Source organism: Bacillus sp. TSO22 (assembly GCF_020223595.1).
GTDB classification, from domain to species: domain Bacteria; phylum Bacillota; class Bacilli; order Bacillales; family Bacillaceae; genus Bacillus; species Bacillus inaquosorum.
This window is the reverse complement of record NZ_JAHAWO010000015.1, coordinates 158,343-181,193: the sequence shown is the minus strand read 5'-3', so window position 1 is coordinate 181,193 and position 22,851 is coordinate 158,343. Positions and strand designations below refer to the sequence as shown.

Below are 22,851 nucleotides of genomic sequence, written 5' to 3'. Positions count from 1 at the left end.
GAATCTACTAGTCTCTTTTTTAATTTGGAGGAATTAGATGGGATTTAAATATTATGATAAAAATACTGGTTCCTATGTTCCCATGTCGATTGAATTGCTTAAATCAGATGGCGTTTCTTACACTGCGCCATCAATTAAGCAAACTTTCGAGGATATCCTAAAACAAGTAAGCAGTGTTTCAAGTAGTTTCACTGAGAAAGTTGATGGACTATCTAATCAAATTGGGAACATAGATGATTTTCATTATACGGGTACAAACCTTGTCGAGAAGATATTAAATGCATTAATTCAGCGTAGAGTTAGCGTTACGGATTTTGGAGCTAAAGGCGATGGTGAGACTGATGACACTGCAGCCTTTAACAAAGCTTTTGACATGGGATATGCAGAAGTATTTGTGCCAGCTGGAACATATATGGTTAAAGGATTGAAAGTTCCATCCTATACTAGATTATATGGAACAGGTAAACTCTCAGTTATTAAACTTCATAAAGATGCCCCCGCATACAGCCACGTCATCACAACTGTTCAAAATTCAAAGTATATTATTTTTGAAAACCTCTTGCTTGACTGGAACCTTCAGAAGACTAACAACAGCATTTCCTCTGGCCCCAACTCAAGTTGCTTAAACATTACCAATTCACAATTTGTATGGGTAAATAATGTTCATGCAAAAGATGCAGGATTACACGGGTTTGATGTAACCTCTCCTTCTTATAACTCCCTTACTGATACAGAAGATGTCTATCAACCAGGTGGAAGTAAATACGTTTGGATTAATAACTGTACAGCAATGAACTTTGGCGACGATGGTTTCACAACCCACTTCTCAGAGTATGTTTTTATAACAAATTGTTATTCATATGATGGAAACGGATCAGCTCATTCATCAGGCGCCAGCAACACAAATGGATTTGAAATTGATGATGGTTCAATGAAAGTGTGGCTGATCAACTGTGTCAGTAAGAATAACTGCCGAGGATTTGAAGCTAAAGCTCATGAACATGCACCAGCAGCACAGAATGTCACCTTTTTAAATTGTGTATCTGAAAATGACATTCGAAGTTTTGATTTTAGACACATTGGATTCCATAAAGCTAGTGACCCAGAATCTAAAACTGCAAGAAATATAATGGCTTCTAACTGCACAGCAATAAAACCAATTTTCAACGATAGGTTATACGCTGGAATGACACCAAGAGCTTTGGTTATTTCTGCTTACAAAAATGTTAACATTTCTAATTTCACAGCTATCGGTGACCCTTCTTATGACTATAAAGGTAATCCAGCTATTGCAACTCAATATAAAAGCAGGAACATTACTTTTAATAATGTTTCTTCATCTGGATTTAAAACAGCTGGCGCAGATATTTATATTTATGGAGGAAGTCAAAAATCTGACTTTGTGTCCTTATCAAATATAAATGTTCTTGAGTCTGCATTAATTGGCATCAGAATTGGCAGTGCAATTAAGAACGCTAGTGTAAATCAAGCAAGTTTAATTGGTTACAGCAAAGAAGGCTCGATTGGCTTGTATTGTACAAACTCTCAAGTTGACATTAACGCAGTTAATTGTGATAAATACGCTATCCCCTCGAAGATTGCCGGAAAAACCTATACATCCTTTGTACCAAAAAATATTAAAGGTGGCACAAGGATTGCGACAACTTCTGGCTACGCTGCTAAAAATACTAGTCTTGTAGCTGCTTCTTCTGGTGGTGGACAAGCAACGGGTACTGCTTCTGCAGTTATAGCAACAACTGGTGGATCTAAAGCCGATGGCCCTCGAAACGTAGTAATCGCTTCATCTGGCGGTTCTAAAACCACATCTGAAGGCAGTCGTTCAATGGTTGCTGCTTCAAATAACTCTTCTATTGAAGGCACTGGATCATCTCGGATGGTCATAGCTTCCCAAGGTGTTGCCAATAAAACAGGTTACACAGTTGCTTTAGGATATGCTGCTACAGGTGCACCCTCTACAGCAAATACAAAGATTCAATTAGATGCAAAGAATGGGAATATTAATCTAACCGGTCAAGTTAAAGGTGCCTCAACATTCTCAGATTACGCCGAATATTTTGAATCTCTAGATGGAAAAGCCATCCCTTCTGGTTATTTTGTAACTCTAGAAGGTGACAAAATCAGAAAAGCTAACGCAGGAGATAAAGTTTTAGGAGTGATTTCTGAAACAGCTGGTGTAGTTTTAGGCGAAGCAGCATTTAACTGGCAAGGCCGTTATTTGAAGAACGAATTTGGCGGTTTGATTTACAAAGATATTGATGTAACAGTTACAAATGAAGACGGTACACAAAGAATCGAAACTAAAACAGTTCCGAAAGAAAATCCTTATTATGAACCTTCTGAAGACTATATTGCTCGGTCTGACCGTCCTGAATGGAATATCGTAGGAATGTTTGGTCAAATATTTGTACGTATTGATGGGACTGTTACAGCTGGTGATCGTATTATTCCTAAAGCCGGTAAAGGTTCAAAATCTGAGGACGGTTCAGGTTACTATGTAATGCGTATCACAACACCGTATTCACAAGAACGAGGATATGGTGTAGCACTTTGTCTTATCACCCCTACAATCTAAATTCGTTAAAATTAAGGGGGTGGTTATGTTCTAGATAAAATATAGATTTTATTCAAAATACATACTTGAAAAACAGAGATAACAAGAGCATACGTGAGATAAAGAGAGATTGGATTTAGTCCCCTTCTCTCTTTTTTGTGCTCAAATTTAATTATTAGGAGAGATGTTTTTATGACAATTCAAGCGAGACAAATGCTCGTACCATCAAGCAAATATACAATTAAATGTCCCTATGCAATGACAGCTGAATATATCACATTCCATAATACAGCCAATGATGCATCAGCAAATAATGAAATTAGCTATATGAGAAATAATAACGCAACCGTATCATATCATTTCGCTGTAGATGATAAAGAAGTTGTTCAAGGACTTCCTACAAATCGGAATGCATGGCACTGCGGTGATGGAGAACATGGCACAGGAAACCGCAAGTCAATTGGTGTGGAAGTTTGTTACTCTAAATCAGGTGGAGAACGTTATAGAAAAGCAGAAGCACTGGCAATCAAGTTCATTGCACAACTACTCAAAGAACGTGGCTGGGGAGTTGAGCGAGTTAAGAAGCACCAAGAGTGGTCTGGCAAATATTGTCCTCACCGTGTTTTAGATGAAGGTCGTTGGGATGAAGTTAAAGCTGCAATTGCTGCTGAATTAAAAGCTCTCGGTGGCAAATCAACTACTACAACTAAAACATCAACCAAACCAACTACATCCTCTTCATCAGCAGCAAGTGGTTCCCTTAAATCAAAAGTTGACGGTCTTCGTTTCTACTCAAAACCATCATGGGAAGATAAAGATGTTGTCGGCACAGTAAATAAAGGCATTGGATTTCCTACAGTTGTTGAGAAAGTTAAAGTCGGATCTGCGTATCAATACAAAGTTAAGAACTCTAAAGGCGCTACATATTACATCACTGCTTCTGACAAATATGTTGATGTTACAGGATCAGTTAAAGCCTCTTCTCCTGCCCCAAAAACAACATCAACTTCTTCAAGCTCCTCATCTATTAAATCCGTGGGAAAAATTAAAATTATCGGTGTATCAAGCGCAGCAATCGTAATGGACAAACCTGATCGAAATAGTTCTAAAAATATTGGCACAGTCAAGCTTGGAAGCACTATTTCAATTTCTGGTTCAGTTAAAGGTAAAAACAATTCCAAAGGTTACTGGGAAGTTATTTATAACGGTAAACGTGGATACATCTCAGGACAGTTTGGTTCAAAAATCTAATTATATTCAATTATCTCGGAGGATATTTCTTGATCTAATGTATCAGTGACTATCCTCTTAATTTAGGAGGTGATGTAATGTCACCTTTCTATATTCATTAAAGGTTGGTGACAAATGGATAATTTTGAGCAAAGCACCATTTCAAGATTAAGTGCACTAGAAGAAAAAGCAAAACACACTAATAACAAGATTGACTCTCTTGAAGAAAGAACAAATGTTATCGGTCGTATAGCTACGCTCGTTGAGCAACAAGTCGAAATTAATAAAGACTCTCAAGCACAATCAAGAGAACAGTTTAGTACTCTTAACGAAATGAGTAACAGTTTAAAAAATCTAAGTAAATCGTATGAAAAACTGGACAATCGAGTTGAAATATTGGAACGCTCTGATTCCACTCGAAAAATTGACCCCTCTCAATTTACAAAAGACCTTGTATTCAAGGTGCTACCAAGTGTGATTGCAACTATTATTGGTGCATGGTTACTCATACATTTTGGCCTCAAATAAAATTAACAGGAGACGATTAAATGACTAAAATCAACTGGAAAGTAAGACTGAAAAAGAAAACATTCCTTGTTGCGATTTTCTCTGCAACGCTGTTATTCGTACAAGCTATTGCCTCTGCTTTTGGATACGACTTAACTGTATTTGGTGACGATTTAACAGAGAAATTTAATGCACTTCTAACTTTTTTAACTGCAATGGGTATCATCGTTGATCCAACAACTCAAGGTATTTCTGATAGTGAACAAGCAATGGATTATGATTCACCAAGATAACCCCCTACCCTTCTCTTAATTGAGGAGGGTATTTTTTTCGTTTTTTCAAGTTTTGAGCATATAATCAATTTATTTGTAATTTTCATACAAATCTCTTTACATTTCTTTCCTCCAGTGCAACTATATAATAAAAAGGACATGAAAGGGGTTTGAAACTTGAAGACTGAAAAAGTCATTCCTTATGACTTAGTAGCGACAAAAATGAATCATTGGTATGTGGCAATTAAAAAGAATTGGGTCGGTAGAGCAGAGGAAGTGCGAAAAGAAGTTATGCAAGAAATAAAGGTTATGGAAGAGAATCAAGATGTCTTGCTATACTACTCTCTACTCGAATTTAGACATAAATTAATGTTAGCGTACATGTACCCTAACGCCATAAAGGACATTGAGAAAAATTATGGTGAGTTAAAAGAATATGCAGGTCATGAAAACTTAACAGGAATGCTCGAATATTACTATTATTTTTTCATGGGCATGTTCTATTTTAGACAAAAAGAGTTGACGTTCTCCCTTAATCACTATAGACAAGCAGAGAAACATTTGGACTCCATCGATAGCGAAGATATTGAAGTTGAAAAAGCTGAATTTTATTTTAAATTATCAGAAGTGTATTACCACATGAAACAAACTTATTTTTCAATGAATTATGCTATGAGAGCCTATAATATTTTTAAAAAGCAACCTGATGTTGATGGAAACTCTACATACGGGGTACAAAAAGTACGCTGTCAATTCGTCATATTTGGCAATTTGCTGGACAGCATGAAGTTTGATGAGGCGTTAAAAAGAGCATATAAAGCTTACCAAGAAGCAGAAGAGCTGAATAAAAATGAGAAGAATCGTGGACATTTAATACGTTCAGCACTGTTTAATATTGGATTATGTTATAATCAAATGGAAGAACTTGATAAAGCATTTTTTCACTTTAATAAGTCGCTCCAAATCATTGAGCCAGAAAACCATGATTATGCAGCTAAAACATTGTTTGTTATCTCCTTCTTAAAAGGAAGGCAAAACGATACTAAAAATGCTCAAGCGTTTTATGAACAATCAAAGCAGATAGCAGAACAGTACAACAATGAAGTAGTTATTGAAAAGCTGAAAATGGTTAAAGGTCTTTTCTTGGACTCGGATTTAAATTTAGTAAGAGAAGCGTTCCAGTTCTTCAGAGAAAGAGGTATGTACCCTGATATGGAAAGCTATGGAGTTGTTATAGCTGATTTTCTCACAGCAAAAAAAGAAGCTTGGGGTGCAATTGAATTTTATCGTTTGGCAAATGAAGCAAGAAGACAAATTAAAAGGGGAGAAGCAATATGAAAACAAAACTAATTATCTGCGCAGTTCTATTATTCGGTGTTGCCGGAACAGTGGGTGCTTCCTATCTCCAACAACAAAACGATACGCTCAAAGTTGCTGAAAGAGCCGAAACGTAAAAACTAATAACTAAGTAAGGAGAATGGAGGGAGCTTCCCTCTATTCTCATGATTTATGTCCACCAGTAAGCCCAGCTCTGTGAAGCGCAGTGCCAGCAGGTGTATAAGAAACTGCTCTTAGAATGGCTTTCGATCCATACTTGCTTCTAATCCCATCCATTACAAACCCGAGTCTCCTTCTCTTTTCATTATCCACTTCAAATAAACTCAACTGCTGATTAACATCATCCTCAATATTTGATAACGTAACTGAGATACTTCTCACTGTCTTACCCAAGTAAAACTTATTAAAGAGCATCAGGCAGCATCTATAAATGTCCATCGTGATATTTGTGGGAAGATCAATTGTTTTGGATCGATGAAATCCACCACCAAGCTCATCCTTGCTGTATCCAATTCCTAGACTTATTGTTCGACCAACTTTATTATGCGTACGTGCCCTTCTTGCAACTCCTTCACAAATCTCCAAGAGAACAGCTTTAATCTCTTCCCTCTTTGTATAATCCCTCAGTAAAATCTGACTCTTACCAAAACTAATCTGCCCCTGCATTAACGGAGCTCCAATTTCGGATAAATCGATTCCATGTGCATGGTAGTACAGCTGGTTTCCCATTATTCCAAATTTCTTCTCAAGCAGCTCTAAGGGAAACTTAGCTAACTGACCTACAGTTGATATCCCCATTCGGTTCAGGGTTCTTTCCATCCTCCCTCCTATTCCCCACATTTTAGACAACGGGTGAACCTTCCAGAGTTTATTTGGCACATCTTCATATCTCCAACGTGCAATACCACTCTTTGTTTTCTTACTCTCCAGGTCAAGTGCAAGCTTACTGAGTAACATATTGTCTCCAATACCTACTGTGCACATCAAGCCAAATTCTCTCCACATGCTGCTTTGTATTGCTTTGGCCATTTCTTCAGGATCTTCTTTTCCTGCATCTAAAAAAGATTCATCAATTGAATAGGTATGTACACATTTTTCAGGAACAAACCTGTAAAATAGCTTTGTAATCTCAGTCGAAACTCTGATGAAAAGCTTCATTTGCGGATTTACAATGTGTATTCTTGGATCTTCAGGTATCTCAAATTGTCTCGATCCTGTTTTGATTCCAAAATCTTTTTTAAGTGCAGGAGATGCAGCTAATACCACACTTCCCTGTCTATCCGTATTCCCTACAACGGCAAGATAACATGTTAAAGGATTAAGCCCCATTGTTACAGCCGATACAGAAGCATAAAAGGATTTCATATCGACACAAAGTATATTCTTACGTGGAAATTGTGAGTAATCAATCATTGTATGTAACTCCTATGATGTTATTCATGTTGATATAAACTGTATTGTCGTTCTGGTCTTTTACGTGAAGCTTTTGTTGTTCAAAATTAATGTAATGGACTCTGCCGGCGACATTTTCAACAAATCCATTATTAAAAAGTTTGAATTTCAATTCTTTATTAAATTCAAGTGCCTCAGAGACGAGAATATCCATCTCTTCAATTTGTTGGTCATCTAAGGATGGCTTTTCAATTTTTGATACATCAATCAAATCTTGTTTTAGCTGTGTTAAATGTTCTGGAAGCATCATTGATGTCCATTTGATTGTTCCTCGATCTCTAAGCATATCGACTCACTCCTTTATTGATCTAATATTAACAGAACAAACGTTCTTCATTCAATACAAATGAGAACAATAGTTCGATGTAAATGTTGGTAACGATATTCATCTAATAAATATTTAATAATCGTTCATGCATATGAAAAAAAAAATAAAAGCACCCTTAATATAAGGTGCTTTTAAAACTGTTCTTTTTAAAAAGATTATTAGTATAACTCATTTAAAAGGTTTTTCCTCAATCCACTTTCTACAAATAATTTTTATTCACTCTATTCGCTTTTTAGATTAGACTTCTTCATTTCCGCAATTTCAGTTTCCAGTTCTTTAATCCTTTTATCTTTTAGTTTACCTTCTTTTATTTTTTGTGGAAGAAACGCAATCACTGCTCCCAATCCAAGTAAACTATAAAAATTTGTATAAGCTCCCAAATCATTAATTGTATCAATTGGTAAGTGTGGCATTACTATTATCGCAAAAATACCCATGAAATATAAAATGATTTTTAATTTTTTCTGTTTTGGTTTTTCTGTATCCATTAAATCGGAGAATGTAAGAAAACAGGCACAAACTGATATTCCAAAAAGATAATTGTTGCCTAATTCTAGCCCACCTAAACTCAAAACCCCTAGAAACATAATACAGACACCTAATACTCTTACTATTTCTTCATTATCATCCATAGGGAACCTCTTTCTAAATATCCACTACAACTAATTAATTGTGTTTATTTATTGAGTATGTCAATTATTATCATAAGTCTTTATTGAAGTATATCCACTGTTGAATATCGGTAAATGCGTACAAAATGTTTACATTTGATATAAAAAAAGAACTTACTTTAAGCAAGTTCTTTTCATACTGGAAATTTATTATGGATATGTCAAGACAAGGACATTTATCTGTTGTATAATTAATCTTGTACATTATGGCTCAATCAAAGGAATTTGCTCACCTTCCATGTCAGACGACGGAAGAGGTGAGAAATTTGACTGTCTACCAATCATTAATGATTATGATCAACTTTTGCGGTTTAATATTGAATACCGTCTTATTGATAACTAATATGATGATGTTTTTAATAACCAGTCAAAAAAGAACGTAGCACCCCCAAACTTCCTACGGTTCTAGGGTGCCTTGCCTTACCCAAGTATTAATGAGCAAGTTCTTTGATGAGCTAGTGTGCCAGGGTGTGTGCAGCACCCTGATTTTTTTACTTTTTTAGATTGCAGACACTCATATGTCTTACACTTTTGATTATAACACATTAAATGAAACCATTGAAATAATTTGCAAAACTTTTGTTTTATGGATAAAACCATTATTTTATTGAATTGGAGATGCTTATTTCTGCAAGATCTCATACAATTGCAATACTTTTGCTTAGTCGTCTAAACTAACTTTCAATGCATCAGCTAGCATGGTGTTAAAATCATCAAATTTGTTCATCGGCGTTCCAGAGGGTTTATCAAGCTCTAAGTATTCATTCTCAATTACATCTAAACAATACCAAGCTGTATCTGAGTCACCAAAAAACAGATATTTTTTCTGCTCATCATTTTCGTGCCACTGTTCATTTGTTTCAATAAAACCATAAACTTCTTCATCATTTTCTTCTTCCAATAAATCATTGTCGATTCCGTAAATCACTAAACCATTGAAATCTAATCCGTTTACACTTTGAAGGAATTCCTTATATCCTGTAGGAATCTCATTTATAGGAAACTTGCCTACAACCGCCGCTTCAAATTTATTAATTTCTTTTTCTGTAGCAGAGGAGTTTGGTTCATCTCCATACTTTGCTTCTTTTTTGCGAATATCTTCTAATAAATTTACCGACATAAAACTGCCCCCTTTTATCCCGGCTACATTCTAAACTACCGCTATTCTTTAATAAAAAAGCTGTCCTATTGAGAGCTTAAAACATTATCTTTGCAATATCTTTTCTTAACTGTTTAGTAAGTCATCATCTAATTCAATATACAGAATCCCATCATCTTCTTCATCAGTTTCAATTGGTTCATCAACTAAACTTAAGATAAACTCCTCAAACGAATTGGCAATCAGGAAAAAGTCTTTATCTGGATGACTTAACTCATGATCCCAAAACAATATCTTTTCATTATCGATATCCATACATATTTCATTCCCGCCTGCAGAGCTTGCAATAGGAATTATATTTCTAGGAAAACGATCAGAATATGTATCGATCGCTTTTTGAATACTGCTATGATCGTTCGCTAAACCGTAAAAATCCTCTAACAATTGCGTATCATCGTCCTTACCCATCCAAGGATCTTTCTCTAAAGGTTTATAGCAAACGTCATACTCAATTTCATCTGTTGTTTTTTTACTTTCTAGATAACAGCCGCCATATTCCTTCAAAAAATCCTTATAATTAGAAGGTAATTGTTTTCCTATGTTCATTTCAATTTCTTTGAGTTGTTCATTTTTATTGATGCTGGGATCTGTTTTTGCATCAATTGAAAACTCTTTCAACTTTTGTTTGATATTATAGAAGCTCACTTTATTTACCCCTTCATATGTATGGAAAAATGAGTTAAAGACCTTCTTTCAGTTTTAGTCGTCCCAGTCTTCATCCTCTTCCCAGTCATCTTTCGCTTCTTGAATCTTATTATAAAAAAATTCAATAAAGCTTTCTGCAACAGTATCTTGATAACCAATTACCCTATCCCATTCAACTACTGGGCATTCTCCGTCCTTCATTTTATTCGTGTCTAGACAGTAAGCAAAGTAATCAACATCTTCAATAACCACAAGTCCATCAGGAAGGCCGTAGTGTTCTCTATATTCCTTAGTTCTATTTACAACTGATGCATGATCAAAGTTGTAACCTAAAACTAAAACACCGAATAAACCACCAGCACCGTATTTTTCTAAAAACCATTTATAGCTATTGGGAAGAACGCATTGGAGGATTTCTTCAATGCGTTCAATGTTTTTATGACTTGCGCCATCTGTAAATATAGCATTTTGTTTATTTTCATTAATAAAGTTTTCAACCTTCGAATAAATCATTTAAACACCTCAATTTCCATTCTCAAATTGTTTCGCTCTCCACTTCCAATATCTCTTTCTAAAGCTCTCGTATTGTGCTTTTAAAACCTTATCATTTCTAAAACTTTCACCATCAGACTTAAGCTTATGAATGACATCACTATATTTTGTATGTAAACTGTTCGGGATTTCAAGCATTGGGCCAGGTTCTTCTTGAATCAGGTGATGTAAATTAATCTGTGTGCCATCTTTTGCATAAGGGGCATTCCCGTTTTTCATTAGCTGAAGATTTGTAACGCCGAATTCTGTTTTTTGATTAATATCTATATCTTTCATAGTATACACTCTTCGACTTACATCTTTAACTTTCCCCTTCGCCTTTACCTTCCCCTTTATTTCATACGCTTCATACTTTTCTTTATTTAGCCATGGGGGACTTATCTTTTGGCCAGTAAACGGTTTTCTTGTTCCATCTGGTATTTTCTTCGCATTAGTCAAAAGTTCATTCTTAAGGTTTTGGCTATCAACCACATTGTATGGTACGTTATCAGCTAGAGCAAGCTTATACTTAGGGTTGTAAGGCAACAAATCTGAAATATTGACATTCTTAATTTTCTTCCCTGCTTGCCCTGCCTTGTTTATGACCTTACCTGCTACATCTGCTTTGTTGATGGCTCCTGCACCTTTTGTTCCAACAATTGCTGTAACTGTTGAACCAACAGCGTAGGTCACCCATCTTGATCTAGAGTAGGCATCCCCATTCACCATATCTTTTTGGTATGACTCTTCTATTGCTGCTGAAACAGCATCATATGTTTTTACTGGATGAAGAACTGCATTGCCCAGCGCTGAGAGTGTTTCTCCCGGATCGGTGATGAAGTCCCATATTCCGGTTACTGTGTCTTTTCCAACATCATATAAACCTACTCCTACACCTTTTACGATATCCCAGGTGATTTCTCCTGCTCCTTCTAGCTGCTTCGCTTGTTCAATTTGCACTGCAAGCTGTACTTGAGCCGGTTCAAGATTCTCGTACCCTACTTTCTTAGCAATCTCTAAATATTCATCAGGGTCAGAAACACCGTCATTAAGTTTCTTTTTCAACTCTTTAATTTCTCGTTCTTTTGCTTCTTCTTTTTTCACGCTTAAGTAAGCTTCAGAATGCTTCTCAATATCGCCTTTTTTCTTATGTATGTCACTTTCTCTATACGCTTTGGCGTTATAGTGAATTGGTGTGGCGTTCTTCCCTTTACCTGTTGACTCCTGCAGCTTTTTAAAATCTTGCTGAATAAATTGTTCATTTGGCTCGGACACTGCGTACTCCGTTTTTAAATCCTCATCAAGCTTATTCAGCTTATCGATGGTTTTCTCACGTTTGTCATCTGCAGAAGAAAGCTTGTCTTTGAAGTCTTCTGTTGAGAATACCTCAAGGGGGAGAATATCATTGATGTCGTTCAGAATGTCTTTCATCGCTTTCTTCTGTTCGGACATAATGGATTTTGATTTTGCATAAGCGTTCGCCAGCTCATGTTCTAGAAAGGATTCTTCTATGTAAGCATCAGACATCTTAGCATCTTCAAGTTTTGCAGAAATACTGCTTAAGAAAGCAATTTTCATATCGATGAGATCAATCCATTGATCTGTAACGCCGACATGGTCATGATAAAATGCTTTAATGTTGTCTGCACCCTTACCTGAAAACTCGCTGTCATCTAGGTCAGCTACGTCTTTAAACGCTTTTCTTAGCTTCACCATTTGCGACCGTAGTTCCTTATACTCTTTGGTTCTTTTATCCGCTTCAGAGAGTAGTGAATCAGCCTCAAAAACCTTCATATCATTCTCCTTTCATGCTTACTCTATATAAATTTTACCACAATTCCCCATGTCAGAAGCAAAATACTGCAACCAATCAACCTAGGAATTTAGAACTTTAAATGTTTCTTAACTCTCCAAAAATCAATTGTAATTATTTGGATTATTTGATATTATCCTGTCTGGAGGTGGGATAATATGTAATTATATGTAACAATATAACACTCATTAGCTATTCATTTGTTATGTAACACAGAAAAAGGAGATGATTGTTTATGAAAAAGTTTTTAAAATGCTTTGGATTAACTGCTCTAACTGTTGTTTTACTTCTTTCCGGACTCTTCACACATGAAAAGAAAGTAGCTGCAAGTGAATCATCTAACAAAACAAGTATCCAAGGAATCGACCTTACAAAACGTATTTCTTCAGTTAATGGAATAAAACAATCCAGTGAAAACAGCTCCAAAAAAGAGATCACTGGTGTCTCTAATAAACTTGCTAAAATTGCAAAAGAAGAAGGACTCGATGTAACAGATTCGTATCAAACATATATAGCATACGACAAACAAGGAAACAAACTTTCATCAGGAAACGTTACAAGTGAGAACCAACGCAAAACCCTCGAAAAGAAGGCTGGGAATGTAGTTTATCTGAGTCATACTTTTTTAGGTGGAAAAGTCAATAAAGTAATTCATGGAGTAGAAGTTTCAAAAGTTGTTGGAACACCTCCAGCAACTCTTGAAGTTCAACAGGCTCTATGTAAAAGTGGCTATTACAACAAGCAATTTACATGCCCTCACGTAATAAGAAAAACTTTCGTTGCAGGTCAAATAAAGAAAGGTGCGGAAGTACATCAACTGCTTAATGTGAATGCTTCATCCTTTTGGAAGTATTCAGGGAGCGCTATTGCAACTTGGGCAGGAAGACCCCCTTCCATAAGAACTTTAACTTGGACAGAGGGTCTATACCTTACAAACAAAAAAGGCATGTTCTTCCCTGTCTATACTGATAAACAATCAGGATTAAATCTATTAGCACCATCACACGTTTTTTGGAAAAAGATTCCTGAGGACAAAAGAGTTAAATGGAGAAATAAAGAACGTACAGCTTATAGAAATTGGTACGATAAGAAATATGGCAAAAAAACTTGGACTAAGTTTGAAATCCACCATCAACTTCCAAGGGAATACGGTGGCGGAAATATGACCGGGAATTTAATTCCTTTGGATAGGAGTTTCCATAGAACCGAGGTCAATTCATGGTGGGCTTCTTACTAAAAAGTAATAAAGGACTCTAATTAGAGTCCTTTACTCATCTATGTTTTCATAATAAGCTTTAACATCTCTTTCAACTTCCCAGTACTTATTTCCGTTTGAACTTAAAAGTCGATCAAACCAAATTTCAAAATTCGCTTTTAAATCTACTGCTTCATCAAAATGATCAATCGAATCCAAATAAAATAAGTAATCTAAGTCTCCTTTTTCATATCTATTCGAATCTATAACATACCTTCCATCAAAATGATATCCAATCAAAAAACACTTTTCTGGAAGGTCTTCTGTTTCATTGTATTTCATAACATCTTCAATACTGAGTATTTCGATTCCATCAAGAAACTCCAATCCATTATGTAGAGCTAGGAACTCCTTATAATCTTTGGGTAAACTTACATTGAAATGTGATTCTAATTTTCTAATTTCGTCTTCTGTTGCAGGTTCATTAAATTCAAATGTGGCATCTTCTAATACGAAACCACCTGGTTGAATCATTGGAAAGGTGCCATACTTAGAAACAGCTTCTTTAATACCAGCAAGTGTCAAATGAATAAGTTTGCCTTCTTCCATATCCCATCCCCCTATCAACAATTATCTAGATTTTACCATGTCATGCAACTATAAGGAAAGCATAACTAATAGGACATTAATTGGTTATTAGGAAACAATTTTACTCATAATAGAAGCAGCATTAGTGGTGAATAAAATGTAAGTGTTATTTGCTGTTTTAATCACTACCCTATCCGTAGAGCCATAAGGAAACCCAATCCTTACTGCACTTTTTTCCTCTCCCCCATAATTTGGATCAAGAAACACATCATCAATTTCTTTGATTGGGATTTCAATTTTGGATAGCTGCCAATTGATAATTAAGTTATCATTTGTTTTTTCAACTTTAATTCCAAGCATAAAACATTCCCCTTTTCGACTATGAATTTAGTAAAATTTTAACATACGCCTGGAAGTCTTAAAGAGAAATGCGATGATATTAAGGAAAAATTAAATTCACAATAATTGGATACAGGATTATAATTATTGATGGTTTACCGATATAAATAGAGAACAAACATTCTAAAAAGGGGAAATGAAGTTGAAGAAAGTATTATTAGGTTTTGCAGCATTCACTTTGAGCTTATCGTTGGCAGCCTGCAGCTCAAATGATTCTGAAAAAGTAAGCACGGGAAAAGAAACACCACAAGCATCTACGGATGTAGAAAAGAAAACAGAACAAAAGGAAGCTGCTAAAGAAAAAACTGCTGACAAATCTAAGGAAAAAGATGAAAAGGAATTGGTCGATGTTACTCTAGATAGAGCTGTTGATGGTGACACAATTAAAGTTACCTACAACGGAAATGTAGACACAGTCCGCTACTTGCTCATTGATACACCTGAGACGAAGAAACCAAATTCTTGTGTTCAACCATATGGTGATGATGCATCAAAACGAAATAAAGAATTGGTCAGCAGTGGTAAGCTGCAATTGGAGTTTGATAAAGGTGACCGCAGAGATAAGTATGGAAGACTGTTAGCTTACGTTTATGTTGACGGCAAATCTGTTCAGGAAACATTGTTGAAAGAAGGATTGGCCAGAGTAGCATATGTATATGAGCCAAACACCAAATACATAGACGAATTTAAGAAAGACGAGCAGGAAGCAAAATCAGAGAAGCTTTCAATTTGGAGTAAGAATGGATATGTGACTGACCGAGGATTTAGAGGCTGTGTGAAAGAGAAAACCACTGCAGTTAAAAAAGCAACAACATCTAAACCGGCTGCAACACAGCCTACTACTCCAAAAGCATCAAGTGAAACTTCGACTACAACTGAAAACGAAGCCTCTTCAGAGTCAACTGGAGAAACAGAAACGTTTAAAAATTGTACAGAGTTAAGAAAGAAATATCCGAATGGTGTGCCTAGTTCCCACCCTGCTTACCAATCTAAAATGGACAGAGATCATGACAACTATGCATGCGAACGATGAATGAAGTAGGCTCATCTTTATCTATTTTGACAAAATAGATAACCGTAACATAAGGCCTGAAGTTATTTTTTCTAGGAAATTAATAATTATTGTGGAAAAATCCTTTATTTGGTCGATATAGCTAAAGAAGCAAATCATAATAAAGGAGTAATTACAATTGAGAAAATGGTTTTTAGGTCTGGGAGCTCTAACTCTAAGCTTTTCTTTAGTTGCGTGCAGCTATGAATCATCAAGTAATAACGATGAAGACACTTCAAAAAAAGCAACTACAAATACTGAGAACAAAGAAAACAAGCAAAATGACAAAAAAGAATCTGCAAAAAAAGAAGAAGATCCGTTTGAAGATGGTGAAGATTACTTTGAAGGCTTAGGTCACGTTAAAGAAATTGGTATTGGCTATAATGAAGACCTTGGTATTACCGGTATAGACACTCCTTCAGAGCCAATAAAATTAGGCAGTATGAATCTTTATATTGCTGGTGTAGATATTCTTGAGATTAAGCCAGATGACGATGCAAAATCACTTTACTTTAATGATCAAGGCAAGGTTCGTGCTGTAGTACTGAATATGAAAGCTGAAAACACTTCCTCTAAAGATGTAACGTTTAATCCTAATCAGGCTATTATTGTTACAGATACAGGCGAACAGCTAGAATCGCAAATGGGATTAATGGGTGATGTAGGCGGAGACTTTTTGGGTAAGGTTAATAAAGAAGGTCAGACTTTCTGGTTACTTAAAGACAATACAGCAAATATCAGCAGCCTTAAAGTGATCATTCCACCTTCTCATGATGCACATAATAATGAAAAATTAAGTGACGAGAAAAGAATTGATCTAAAAATAATGAGTTTTAAGGAAGCTGAGAAAAAATACATGCAATAATTCAAGCCCCTATGGGGCTTTTTTTATTTCTCGGATTGTTAATCATTGAGTAAAAATATTAGAACCTCTTCAATTTCTTTTTCTAAGTCATTATTATTTAAATCAAATAATGTTCCACAACCGCTTCCTATAAAGCCACCGTAGTAATACCACAAATCCATTGTGATGCAGTCTAGATCTTCATCATAGGCTTTTGCAGGTTGATAATAATTAATTGTTATTTGTGAACGGTATTCTTTTTCCAAACATCTTTCAGCTGTTAAATCATTTAGCTCATCTCCATCTATGTCTCTACAAATTTTTATTGTAAGGTTTGGTTTACCCTGAGCTTCAAAAACATCTATATATTTATTTTGCAGCTTTTTGGATACTACTTCTCCAAGGCTCTCCAGTTCAAATATCTTTTGTTTTAATTCTAGATTTATATCCTTTTCTGGAATCTGTAAATAACCTTCATCGAGTGGACTTTGATTCTTCTGATTCTTAAGTAACTGTCTTAAAGCTTTCCACACAGTGTTGTCCTCCTTTCCAAGTTAAAACGAAACAAAAAGCCAGAGAGTATGTGAGGGAACTCTCTGGCCTATAGTGGCTGATATACCAACTATGATACATATACAGGATACTTTATATTATCGATGTATTCAAGATAAGGTATATTTTATTGTTTAATGACCAGATTGAGTTACACCTGATATCTCCTGCTACTAGAACCAACATTTCTAAAGAGTAAGGAAGCAATCAAAGCTAAAACAAAATAAACAACTACAAACCCGCCCCAGAAGACAAGCGCTTCATCAAATGGAAATCCAAATAGTCTAAAAATAATCCTGTGAACAATACCGGTAATAATAATCAGGATACTTGAAGAAATTGCAAAAGTAATATGTTTCATCAAGAACAACTCCTTACGAAAGATTTATTACTCTATCAGAGCAGTTAGCTATTTCTGGATCATGCGTTACACATATGATTGTTTTCCCCATTTCTTTCAACTGATGGAAAAGAGAAAGAATAATGTTCTTGTTGTACTCATCGAGGTTTCCTGTCGGTTCATCGGCCAGAATGATATCGCAGGGTTTTAGAATAATCCTGGCTATTGCTACACGCTGTTGCTCACCACCGCTCAACTGGTATACCTTTTTCTTTAAAATGCTTTTATCTAAGCCTACCATCTCTAGAGCTTCAGATAGCTTGTTTTTGTCAAAGTCTTTTGCGTATGCTGTGGAAAGCATTAAATTCGTTAATACAGTTTCATTATCCATGAGCACATAGTTTTGAAAGATATATCCTAAATTCTCTCTCCTTAACTTCATCACCTCTTTAGATTTAGGATTTTCATAGCCTAAAATCACAACTTTACCTTCATCTGGATAATCTAAGAGGCTGATTATATTTAGAAGAGTGGTTTTGCCAGAACCGCTCTTGCCAACAATAGAAACGAATTCATTTTCCTCTATGTGAATCGAAAAGTTAGAAAGAACTGATTTTCCATCAAAACTTTTGGATATGCTTTTAAGTTCGATCATAATCTGTCTCCTTTTAAAATCTTATTCATGTTTTTCCTGTTCAAATAAAGGCTGAGGAAATACAGAATAATCATCTCAATTCCAATGAACAATACAATCAAGCCTATTAATTCATAGATTTTATAATAAATACTAAAGCAGATTCCTATCAGACAGTTAGACACAGTCGACAATATGATTAAGCTCTTATTTCTAGCCCAGTATGAATATCCAAATATCTCTTTAAGGTACAGTCGATACGCATTTGCACTGTAGTATGACCATATATAAGAGATAAGGAAGGCTACTGACAATATGAGTGTTATAGTTAATCCAATTAGATTCTGGATGAACTGATTTTGAATTCGTGCTATTTGGTCGCTTAATTCTTGATAGACTGATATCGCAGAACCAATCAGCTCTTTTGTATCTGTTTTATCTAAATAAGGGATGATGTGGTCATATGCCATACCTTTTGAGGCATCAGAAAAGAATAAACTTGAGGTTGCATATGCACCTATAACTGATGAATCAACATTATCAGTGAATACAATTGCAATTGGATCAACAATATTGTTTTTATTGTTGCCGAGCATACTATTATAAGTGAAGTATTCTTGATTATTTTGAGTATATATTATTTTGATTTTCAATCGCTCTTTTTTCAGCGTATTTAATGGTTGCTGAATTTCTTTGTTATACATATTGTCTACTTCAACCTTATCGAAGAAAAATTGATCTTTGTAAGCTTTGAGGATTTTTTCTTTATACTTAGCGTATTTTTTTGGAACAAGTAAATTCAATGTGTTTTGATCGAGAGTTAATTGTTTTTCAGTAATCGTTTTTCCGTTAATTCCTTTAATGGTGTTTACTTTTAAATAATTAGGACTGATCGTTACGCTTCTTCCGGATGGTAAATAAATTTCATTTTCTTTGGTTGTATTCAATGTATAGAAATAAACTGGAGTTTTCCCATTCATTTTCAATATTCCATAGTTTTGAGCATCCATTATAAACGCATCTTTATGTCTTTCTAATTCATGATAAAGCTTTCGTACCTTCTCGTTTTTTTCTCTATCAATTTTTAAATCACTGTAGTTCAAACCTGTGTTAGCAAAACCGGTTTTATAAACTGTTTGTGTCTTATTCCAGTAAGATTGATTGTCTAGCCGTTGTTTTAAATCGAACAAATTAGAGAGGGATGAAGCAAAAATATTAAAAAGTAGGATTGTCACAATTAACTTAAAACCCAATGACAGCCATTGAAACTTTTTAAATGGTATGCCGCCTTTTATCGTGGCGCTTATATTGCTGTTGTTATATAAAATCAAAGTAACAATAATTGTGTATATCATCATTGAGAATGTCACAATCAGTGCATTTCGCATGTACATTTTAACGTACACTGATAACCAGTCGTTTAGGTTGAATATAAAAGCCAGAATTACAATGAGAAGGGCGCCGAAAATTATGATCATAACAATTGGTTTTAAAAACATTTTTGGGAAAGTTAATAGTGATTTGGTTTTTGAATATCCCCATAGCTTCTGTAGGAGAAGTTGCTTGCGATTCTTAATTACGAAATAAAGGATGCCAACAAATAAGATTAGCATGGAAAGCAAAGCTAACAAGAGCAATGTAGTGCTGAACACAGCAGAGTCATTTAAACTGATGTTTTCTTCTATACTGACATCGCCATAGTCTGAGAATAGCTTTTTAGCTTGTTCAATTACATCTTCATCCTCGGATGAAATATAAAATCTATTTCCTAACCCTACGTTGTTTATTTGGTTTAAATTGAAGTATCTGATTTTCCATGTTGATAAAGGGAAATCAATAGTACCAATCAAATTTTTATCTGATTCATTTGCTGTTTTATTGAAATTAGATATAAACCTATCTCCTATTTTGATTGAAGGTTCATTCTTAAGGTTTGAAGCGTAGATATTTAAGGTCTTCTCGTCTAAAAAATTGTATTGAGTAATATTCACGTTCTCTTTTTTTGAAAATCCAGCTATTTCCTTAATGAAATCATCACTTTTAAAGTGTGCTTTGTTGTAATTAATAATTAACGTTTGTTTATTAGAGAATAAAGTATAAAAAACTTGCTTATTCAGAGTATAGTGATAGCTGGATATGTTCATTGAGAGTAAAAATAGAATGAACAATATATAAATCGTTTTCTTCATTGGATAGCCTCCATAAAAAGAAATCCGGTGCCTTATAATCAAGTTTTGACGGCACCGGAAGATAGATTATTAATCTCTTTGCTATTGTCTATTTATTTCGTATCCCAAAAAGCCCTATTTCCCCAAAGAGTTGAATACACTGAAGCGTAGGTATACCCTTCATCTTTTTTCTTCCATTTAGATGAAAAGAACCTTTCTCCGCCAGCCTGCGCACTTGATTTGTGAGTCTTTTTAGTATGATTGTAATTGGATTTAGTTTGCCCACCTTCGAAACCATGATACCAAGTACCGCCACCCGCTTTTTGTTTAGTCAATTTCATGACTTGTATTAAATCCCTTGTTTCATCCAAGTTTACTTCTCCGTGTGTAGCCTCATCTGAAGAACTAGCAAAAACGACAGAAGATGATACTAGTAAAGTAGCTCCCAACACCATTGAAGCAAAAACCTTCTTTTTCAATATAACCTCTCCTTTTTGTTTTCACAAGAAAATATACTGCGTTTTTTCTTGTTAAGTATGAGTATTACACTTAAAAAGTTATGTCACTTCGTGTTGAAAAGACCTTCAATACCAACATGACGAACCACGACAAAAAAACTGATTATGTTACCATATCCCCCCTTTCTAGACACCCAATATAAGGAAATATTGGGTTTATTTGATCATACAATGACTTTTAATCTTTTTCAAGTTCAAATTTCCTATGAGATTAGTAAGTGAAGACATAAGGTGATGTAAGCGTGTAAAGTTGAGTACTTTTCGCTCAAATCAGGGATAGATATGCATCATCTAGTTATAGAGGAAAAGAAAAAAAGTCACTCTTGATTAACAGAGTGACTTTATGAATGTGTTCTATATAAAACTCTTTAAAATGTGAATTTTATCGAGAATTAAATGCTATATACAGAATGATTTAGTATAAATATATCTACATATAGATTAATCAAAGAACTCAAATTTTATATTAAAGGGATAATTTTGTCTCTCTGAATTTCGAGTTGATCTTTTTAAAATGTCTTCAGGAATTACACGAGTAAAATGGATTTTCTTAATAAACCTTTTGAGCAATTCATTTCCATATTCTTGATCCATATCCTCTCTCAAGATAAGAATGAGTTTCCTTTTTTCCTGGATAAGTTCAATTTCTTCTTCAACTGATAGTGAGTTTATGCAATTAATAACTTCTTCTCTCTTAGCTTTTAGCTCGTCCATCCTTTTGACAAGTTCTTGCTTCTTCTCTCTTATTTCTTCATGAGAGAATAGCCCTTCCATCGCTAATTCTATTAGATTCTTTTGTTTCTGTTCAATCTCCATAATAGCTTTATCTATTTGATTTAACTTCAATTGATTCTTTTCATTTAAATCTGATGCATTATTTTTCCTTAGCTGCTCTTCCATCTTAGAGAGGTCGTCAGCGTATTTTGTTAGTCCAGTTAGTACCCTTGCTATTACAGCATCTAACTTCTTCCCACAGTTTGGACACTTTTCACCATTAGGTAACAAGTATTCACATTTCTTAAGAGTGTAACCAGTAGAACTTTTAGTGTCTTTTCTAATGATCATCTTTCTACCGCAAACTCCACAAAAGATTAAGTCTTTTAATAGTGTAACCCCTGATTTAATGGCTGGCTTTTCTCTGATGCTAATGGATTTTAGCGCTCTTGATTCTCGATCCTGATTTGCTTTATCCCAGACATCAGGTGGAATAATAGCAGGATGAGCATTTTCAACTGTAATGGTTTCTACGTTGTCATATTCAAATTTTCCGTTTCTCTTAATCTTTTTCCTGTTATTGAAGATTAGGGTTCCTTTATATGCAGGGTTTTTTATAATTCTCTTGATAGAAGGAAGATTAAATGCTTTGCCGGTAGCTGATTTATAACCCTCATTGTTCAAAATGTCTCTAATTTTAAAGCTCCCATATCCTTCTGAATGCAGTTGAAAGATGTATCGAATTGTAGGTGCTGCTTCTTCATCAATTTCAAGTTTTTTTGTCTCGTTGTTTCTTTTGTACCCAAAAGGAACATTTCCACTTACATGTAAACCCGCTTTAGACATTTGCATTTTATTAGCTTTACTTCGCTTACCAATTGTACTGTGTTCATGACTTGAAATCATGCTACCAACGTCAAATAAGAGACGATCAGTCTCTGAGTTAGCTAAATCATAAGATTGATAAGGAGTTAATATCGGTTTGTCATAATCGATACAGTACTGTTTAACAGTTTGACTAATAAGACCATTCCTAGAAATCCTGGTTAACTCAAAACACGCAATTGCATCATATTTTTCAATGTTGTCGAGCAGTCGTTTAAGTGCAACCCTTTGAGTTATTTCAGATTTTCCACCACTTATGACTTCTCCAAATTCTTCATAAGTAAAGTCATGCTCTTCACAAAACTCTATAAGGATTTGTCTATGGTTCTCCAGAGTTTCTACGTTTTCGCCCTTCTTCTCCTGACTAATCCTAAGGTATATAGCTACATGGTGTATGTTCTCAAGATTCTTAATCATCATCGTATTCCCTTTCTCTGTGCATGGT

At 34.9% G+C, this 22,851-nt stretch carries 23 protein-coding genes and 1 pseudogene; 9 read left to right on the top strand and 15 right to left on the bottom strand.

All coding sequences use genetic code 11. From position 1 onward, the window contains the following. Window positions 1–37 precede the first annotated feature (37 nt). The 5 genes from KHQ79_RS20535 to KHQ79_RS20515 all read left to right on the top strand — a co-directional run bounded on the left by KHQ79_RS20535 (window position 38) and on the right by KHQ79_RS20515 (window position 5,919). Complete coding sequence (locus KHQ79_RS20535; RefSeq protein ID WP_225516736.1) at window positions 38–2,593, top strand: peptidase G2 autoproteolytic cleavage domain-containing protein; 2,556 nt, start codon at window positions 38–40, stop codon at window positions 2,591–2,593. Window positions 2,594–2,764: 171 nt separating this feature from the next. Beyond that, window positions 2,765–3,823 carry a peptidoglycan recognition protein family protein gene (locus KHQ79_RS20530; RefSeq protein WP_225516735.1) on the top strand — a complete coding sequence of 353 codons (1,059 nt, stop codon included), beginning with the start codon at window positions 2,765–2,767 and terminating at the stop codon, window positions 3,821–3,823. Window positions 3,824–3,937: 114 nt separating this feature from the next. Further along, window positions 3,938–4,330, top strand: coding sequence for a hypothetical protein (locus KHQ79_RS20525; protein WP_017696898.1), 393 nt, complete (start codon window positions 3,938–3,940; stop codon window positions 4,328–4,330). Between the two features lie 20 nt (window positions 4,331–4,350). After that, window positions 4,351–4,602 carry a phage holin gene (locus KHQ79_RS20520; protein WP_017696899.1) on the top strand — a complete coding sequence of 84 codons (252 nt, stop codon included), beginning with the start codon at window positions 4,351–4,353 and terminating at the stop codon, window positions 4,600–4,602. Window positions 4,603–4,758: 156 nt separating this feature from the next. After that, a complete protein-coding gene (locus tag KHQ79_RS20515) occupies window positions 4,759–5,919 on the top strand; it encodes a response regulator aspartate phosphatase (protein WP_225516734.1) in 1,161 nt (386 codons plus the stop codon). A 162-nt stretch (window positions 5,920–6,081) separates the two neighbouring features. Here KHQ79_RS20515 and KHQ79_RS20510 read toward each other — a convergent pair whose 3' ends face one another. From KHQ79_RS20510 to KHQ79_RS20500, 3 genes are all read right to left on the bottom strand, one after another. After that, window positions 6,082–7,332, bottom strand: coding sequence for a Y-family DNA polymerase (locus KHQ79_RS20510; RefSeq protein ID WP_225516733.1), 1,251 nt, complete (start codon window positions 7,330–7,332; stop codon window positions 6,082–6,084). Continuing rightward, a complete protein-coding gene (locus tag KHQ79_RS20505) occupies window positions 7,325–7,657 on the bottom strand; it encodes a YolD-like family protein (RefSeq protein WP_225516732.1) in 333 nt (110 codons plus the stop codon). Before KHQ79_RS20505 ends, KHQ79_RS20510 begins: the two co-directional genes overlap by 8 nt. Before the next feature lie 263 nt (window positions 7,658–7,920). Next, entirely contained in the window at window positions 7,921–8,331 is a 411-nt protein-coding gene (locus KHQ79_RS20500) for a hypothetical protein (RefSeq protein ID WP_225516731.1), read from the bottom strand. A 305-nt stretch (window positions 8,332–8,636) separates the two neighbouring features. Between KHQ79_RS20500 and KHQ79_RS20495 the strand changes: the two genes are divergently transcribed. Then, on the top strand, window positions 8,637–8,753 hold the full coding sequence (locus tag KHQ79_RS20495) for a putative holin-like toxin (RefSeq protein ID WP_225516730.1): 117 nt from the start codon (window positions 8,637–8,639) through the stop codon (window positions 8,751–8,753). Between the two features lie 278 nt (window positions 8,754–9,031). Here the strand turns inward: KHQ79_RS20495 and KHQ79_RS20490 are convergent, their stop codons facing one another. From KHQ79_RS20490 to yobL, 4 genes are all read right to left on the bottom strand, one after another. Next, window positions 9,032–9,490: a YrhA family protein gene (locus KHQ79_RS20490; protein WP_003241734.1), complete on the bottom strand. Its 459-nt coding sequence runs from the start codon at window positions 9,488–9,490 to the stop codon at window positions 9,032–9,034. Window positions 9,491–9,595: 105 nt separating this feature from the next. Beyond that, window positions 9,596–10,174: an SMI1/KNR4 family protein gene (locus tag KHQ79_RS20485; RefSeq protein ID WP_225516729.1), complete on the bottom strand. Its 579-nt coding sequence runs from the start codon at window positions 10,172–10,174 to the stop codon at window positions 9,596–9,598. Between the two features lie 54 nt (window positions 10,175–10,228). Beyond that, a complete protein-coding gene (locus KHQ79_RS20480; protein ID WP_003241729.1) occupies window positions 10,229–10,687 on the bottom strand; it encodes an SMI1/KNR4 family protein in 459 nt (152 codons plus the stop codon). A 9-nt stretch (window positions 10,688–10,696) separates the two neighbouring features. After that, entirely contained in the window at window positions 10,697–12,499 is a 1,803-nt protein-coding gene (gene yobL, locus KHQ79_RS20475) for an LXG family T7SS effector ribonuclease toxin YobL (protein ID WP_225516728.1), read from the bottom strand. A 254-nt stretch (window positions 12,500–12,753) separates the two neighbouring features. Between yobL and KHQ79_RS20470 the strand changes: the two genes are divergently transcribed. Then, window positions 12,754–13,755 carry a hypothetical protein gene (locus KHQ79_RS20470; RefSeq protein ID WP_225516727.1) on the top strand — a complete coding sequence of 334 codons (1,002 nt, stop codon included), beginning with the start codon at window positions 12,754–12,756 and terminating at the stop codon, window positions 13,753–13,755. A 30-nt stretch (window positions 13,756–13,785) separates the two neighbouring features. Here KHQ79_RS20470 and KHQ79_RS20465 read toward each other — a convergent pair whose 3' ends face one another. After that, a complete protein-coding gene (locus KHQ79_RS20465; RefSeq protein ID WP_225516726.1) occupies window positions 13,786–14,322 on the bottom strand; it encodes an SMI1/KNR4 family protein in 537 nt (178 codons plus the stop codon). A gap of 87 nt (window positions 14,323–14,409) precedes the next feature. Continuing rightward, a complete protein-coding gene (locus KHQ79_RS20460; protein WP_225516725.1) occupies window positions 14,410–14,661 on the bottom strand; it encodes a PH domain-containing protein in 252 nt (83 codons plus the stop codon). A 181-nt stretch (window positions 14,662–14,842) separates the two neighbouring features. On the opposite strand from KHQ79_RS20460, the gene yokF reads away from it, so the two are divergent. Beyond that, a complete protein-coding gene (yokF, locus tag KHQ79_RS20455; RefSeq protein ID WP_225516724.1) occupies window positions 14,843–15,733 on the top strand; it encodes an endonuclease YokF in 891 nt (296 codons plus the stop codon). 157 nt (window positions 15,734–15,890) lie between these two features. Then, entirely contained in the window at window positions 15,891–16,616 is a 726-nt protein-coding gene (locus KHQ79_RS20450) for a hypothetical protein (RefSeq protein ID WP_225516723.1), read from the top strand. Window positions 16,617–17,043: 427 nt separating this feature from the next. On the opposite strand, the pseudogene KHQ79_RS22455 reads toward KHQ79_RS20450, so the two are convergent. The 6 genes and pseudogenes from KHQ79_RS22455 to KHQ79_RS20420 all read right to left on the bottom strand — a co-directional run. Beyond that, window positions 17,044–17,128 (bottom strand): annotated as a pseudogene (locus KHQ79_RS22455) (hypothetical protein); the annotation flags it as partial. A 170-nt stretch (window positions 17,129–17,298) separates the two neighbouring features. Continuing rightward, window positions 17,299–17,508, bottom strand: a complete 210-nt coding sequence (locus KHQ79_RS20440) for a bacteriocin-like WGxF protein (protein WP_225516721.1) — start codon at window positions 17,506–17,508, stop codon at window positions 17,299–17,301. Between the two features lie 13 nt (window positions 17,509–17,521). After that, window positions 17,522–18,142, bottom strand: a complete 621-nt coding sequence (locus tag KHQ79_RS20435) for an ATP-binding cassette domain-containing protein (protein WP_225516720.1) — start codon at window positions 18,140–18,142, stop codon at window positions 17,522–17,524. Beyond that, a complete protein-coding gene (locus KHQ79_RS20430) occupies window positions 18,139–20,310 on the bottom strand; it encodes a DUF1430 domain-containing protein (protein WP_225516719.1) in 2,172 nt (723 codons plus the stop codon). The genes KHQ79_RS20435 and KHQ79_RS20430 overlap by 4 nt, the downstream gene beginning before the upstream one ends. 92 nt (window positions 20,311–20,402) lie before the next feature. Beyond that, entirely contained in the window at window positions 20,403–20,768 is a 366-nt protein-coding gene (locus tag KHQ79_RS20425; RefSeq protein WP_225516718.1) for a lactococcin 972 family bacteriocin, read from the bottom strand. Between the two features lie 480 nt (window positions 20,769–21,248). Then, on the bottom strand, window positions 21,249–22,823 hold the full coding sequence (locus KHQ79_RS20420; RefSeq protein ID WP_225516717.1) for a recombinase family protein: 1,575 nt from the start codon (window positions 22,821–22,823) through the stop codon (window positions 21,249–21,251). Window positions 22,824–22,851: the final 28 nt, after the last annotated feature.

Coding starts and splice junctions, on each gene's coding strand:
- KHQ79_RS20440 (WP_225516721.1), bottom strand. CDS start 17,508: ATGAAACATATTACTTTTGCAATTTCTTCAAGTATCCTGATTATTATT.
- KHQ79_RS20420 (WP_225516717.1), bottom strand. CDS start 22,823: ATGATTAAGAATCTTGAGAACATACACCATGTAGCTATATACCTTAGG.
- KHQ79_RS20430 (WP_225516719.1), bottom strand. CDS start 20,310: ATGAAGAAAACGATTTATATATTGTTCATTCTATTTTTACTCTCAATG.
- KHQ79_RS20490 (WP_003241734.1), bottom strand. CDS start 9,490: ATGTCGGTAAATTTATTAGAAGATATTCGCAAAAAAGAAGCAAAGTAT.
- KHQ79_RS20525 (WP_017696898.1), top strand. CDS start 3,938: ATGGATAATTTTGAGCAAAGCACCATTTCAAGATTAAGTGCACTAGAA.
- KHQ79_RS20530 (WP_225516735.1), top strand. CDS start 2,765: ATGACAATTCAAGCGAGACAAATGCTCGTACCATCAAGCAAATATACA.
- KHQ79_RS20465 (WP_225516726.1), bottom strand. CDS start 14,322: ATGGAAGAAGGCAAACTTATTCATTTGACACTTGCTGGTATTAAAGAA.
- KHQ79_RS20535 (WP_225516736.1), top strand. CDS start 38: ATGGGATTTAAATATTATGATAAAAATACTGGTTCCTATGTTCCCATG.
- KHQ79_RS20510 (WP_225516733.1), bottom strand. CDS start 7,332: ATGATTGATTACTCACAATTTCCACGTAAGAATATACTTTGTGTCGAT.
- KHQ79_RS20500 (WP_225516731.1), bottom strand. CDS start 8,331: ATGGATGATAATGAAGAAATAGTAAGAGTATTAGGTGTCTGTATTATG.
- KHQ79_RS20470 (WP_225516727.1), top strand. CDS start 12,754: ATGAAAAAGTTTTTAAAATGCTTTGGATTAACTGCTCTAACTGTTGTT.
- KHQ79_RS20435 (WP_225516720.1), bottom strand. CDS start 18,142: ATGATCGAACTTAAAAGCATATCCAAAAGTTTTGATGGAAAATCAGTT.
- KHQ79_RS20480 (WP_003241729.1), bottom strand. CDS start 10,687: ATGATTTATTCGAAGGTTGAAAACTTTATTAATGAAAATAAACAAAAT.
- KHQ79_RS20505 (WP_225516732.1), bottom strand. CDS start 7,657: ATGCTTAGAGATCGAGGAACAATCAAATGGACATCAATGATGCTTCCA.
- yobL (WP_225516728.1), bottom strand. CDS start 12,499: ATGAAGGTTTTTGAGGCTGATTCACTACTCTCTGAAGCGGATAAAAGA.
- KHQ79_RS20460 (WP_225516725.1), bottom strand. CDS start 14,661: ATGCTTGGAATTAAAGTTGAAAAAACAAATGATAACTTAATTATCAAT.
- KHQ79_RS20520 (WP_017696899.1), top strand. CDS start 4,351: ATGACTAAAATCAACTGGAAAGTAAGACTGAAAAAGAAAACATTCCTT.